We start from the raw sequence: 2,182 nt of genomic DNA on the forward strand, positions 1-2,182 counted from the left end.
CTGGTCAGGACCCGGTTGCCGATCTCGTGACGGGGCACCAGACGATGCGTCCGCACGACCTCGGCGACCTCCTGGCGGATGGTGCGCAACGGGTCGAGCGAACTCAAGGCGTCCTGCAGGACGAGCCCGACGTGACGGCCGCGGAGCTTGCGCCAGCCGGATTCGGACAACGTACGCACGTCGCGGCCGTTGATCCGGAACTCGGACGCGGCGATCTGCGCCCCCGGACCGGGCAGGCCGATCAGCGTCCGGGCGGTCACGGACTTGCCCGAGCCGGACTCACCGACCAGCGCGACCGCCTCGCCGGGCTGGATCGCCAGGTCGATGCCGCGGACGGCGTACACCTGGCGGCGGCGCCCCTCGAACCGGACCTGCAGGTCGCGGACCTCCAAGACTGGCTGCGTGGTGGATTCGCTCATCGGTTCCTCCGTTCATAGCCCGCCTGCAGTGCGCGTCCCACGACGGTGGCGGAGATGACGACCAAGGTCAGGGCGACGCCGGGGAACACGCCACTCCACCAGGCTTGGCGCAGGTAGGTGCGGCTCTCGGCGAGCATGAGGCCCCATTCGGCGGCCGGCGGCTGCGGCCCCAGGCCGAGGAAGCTGAGCCCCGAGGAGCCGATGATGGCCCCGCCCAGCCCGATGGTGATCATGACGGGGAGCGCGCCGAGCGCGTTGGGCAGGACGTGGCGCAGCACGAGCGCCGCGTTCGACAACCCGAACGTACGGGCCTGTTCGACGTAGCCCGCCTGCCGCGCCAACTGCACATTGGCGCGAACGGTACGGGCGTACTTCGGCAGCCCGGCCACGCCGAGCGCGAGCACCAGGTTGATGACGCCGCGCCCGGTGAACGCGATCATCAGCAGCGCGAGCAGGACCTCGGGGAAGGCGGCGACCACGTCGACGAGGCGGGAGACGGCCCGGTCTAGCCAGCCCGACGAGATGCCCGCCAGCACGCCGAACGCGACGCCCAACGCGACCGCCACGACGGTGGCGCCCAGGCCGATGAGCAGCGAATAGCGGGCGCCGTAGATGATCCGGACGAGCACATCGCGGCCCTGGATGTCGGTCCCGGCCGGGTGCGCAAGGCTGGGCGGCTGATGCGACTGCAGTGGGTTCGCGGCGAGCGGGTCGCCGCTGGTGAGGAGCTGGGGGGCGAGCGTGGCGAGCACCGCCAAGGCGAGCACCAGGCCGCTGAGCAGCACGCCGACGCGGAGGCGGGGCAGCCGCAGGCGCAGTGGGCGGACGTCGAGCGAGCGGGCGGCGTCGAGGGTTCCGGCGCTCATCGGGCACCCCCTCGGCTGAGACGGATCCGGGGATCGACGAGGGCGCCGATGATGTCGACCAGCGTGGAGACGGCGACGAACGCGGCGGTGCTGACGAGCGTGATGCCGAGGATGAGCGGCACGTCCTTGACGGTGACGGCGTCCACGGCGAGCTGACCGAGCCCGGCGCGTCCGAACACCTGCTCGACGATCACCGCCCCGCCCAGCAAGGATCCGACGATGAGGCCGACCATGTGCAGCGCGGGAAGTGAGGCGTGCCGCAGGGCGTGGCGGGTGCGGGCCGCGAACCGGGAGATGCCCCGGGAGCGGGCGGTGGTGACGAAGGGTTGGGCCATCGCTTTCTCGATGCCTTCCACGAGGATCTGGGTGAGATAGGCGCCAATCGGCAGCGCCAGGGCCGCGGTCGGCAGGACGAGCGCCTGCCAACTGCCCTGCTGGACGATGGAGAACCAGCCGAGCCGGAACGACACCACCGACAGCAGCACGATCGCCAGCCAGAACGGCGGCGCGGACAGCACGACGAGCTCCAGTGTGGCCGCCAGCGGACGCAGCCCGGGGATGGCTGCGGTGGTGAGGACCGCCCCGAGGACGGCCAGCACGATCGCGGCGATCGTGGCTGCGGCGGTGAGCTGGAACGTCGGCCCCGCCCCCGCGACGATCAGGTCGGCGACCGGGCGGCGCAGCGTGTAGGAGATGCCGAGATCCCCGCTGGGGATGCGGGCCAGGTAGGTGAAGTACTGCACCCACACCGGCTGGTCGAGGCCCCAGCGCTCGATGGTCTCGGCGCGCAGGACCGGGTCGTCGCGGTTCTCGCCCAGCAGCAGGGAGACGGTGTCGCCGGGCATCAGGCGGATGGCGATGAAGGTGAGGGTGATGGCGATCCACAGCACGAGGACT

Annotated in this window: 3 protein-coding genes; all 3 read right to left on the reverse strand. The window is 71.6% G+C overall.

Annotated features, from left to right (window positions below; translation table 11 throughout):
• Window positions 1-419: ATP-binding cassette domain-containing protein (locus tag V7E09_RS15395; protein ID WP_324523710.1), on the reverse strand; the 419-nt coding region annotated here is incomplete at its 3' end.
• Window positions 416-1,285: an ABC transporter permease gene (locus V7E09_RS15400; protein WP_324512318.1), complete on the reverse strand. Its 870-nt coding sequence runs from the start codon at window positions 1,283-1,285 to the stop codon at window positions 416-418. The genes V7E09_RS15400 and V7E09_RS15395, both read right to left, overlap by 4 nt.
• Window positions 1,282-2,182 (reverse strand): ABC transporter permease (locus V7E09_RS15405; protein WP_324523711.1); only part of this gene is annotated, 901 nt, incomplete at its 5' end. The genes V7E09_RS15400 and V7E09_RS15405, both read right to left, overlap by 4 nt.

This window comes from Propioniciclava sp. (genome assembly GCF_036744435.1).
Classification (GTDB): domain Bacteria; phylum Actinomycetota; class Actinomycetes; order Propionibacteriales; family Propionibacteriaceae; genus Propioniciclava.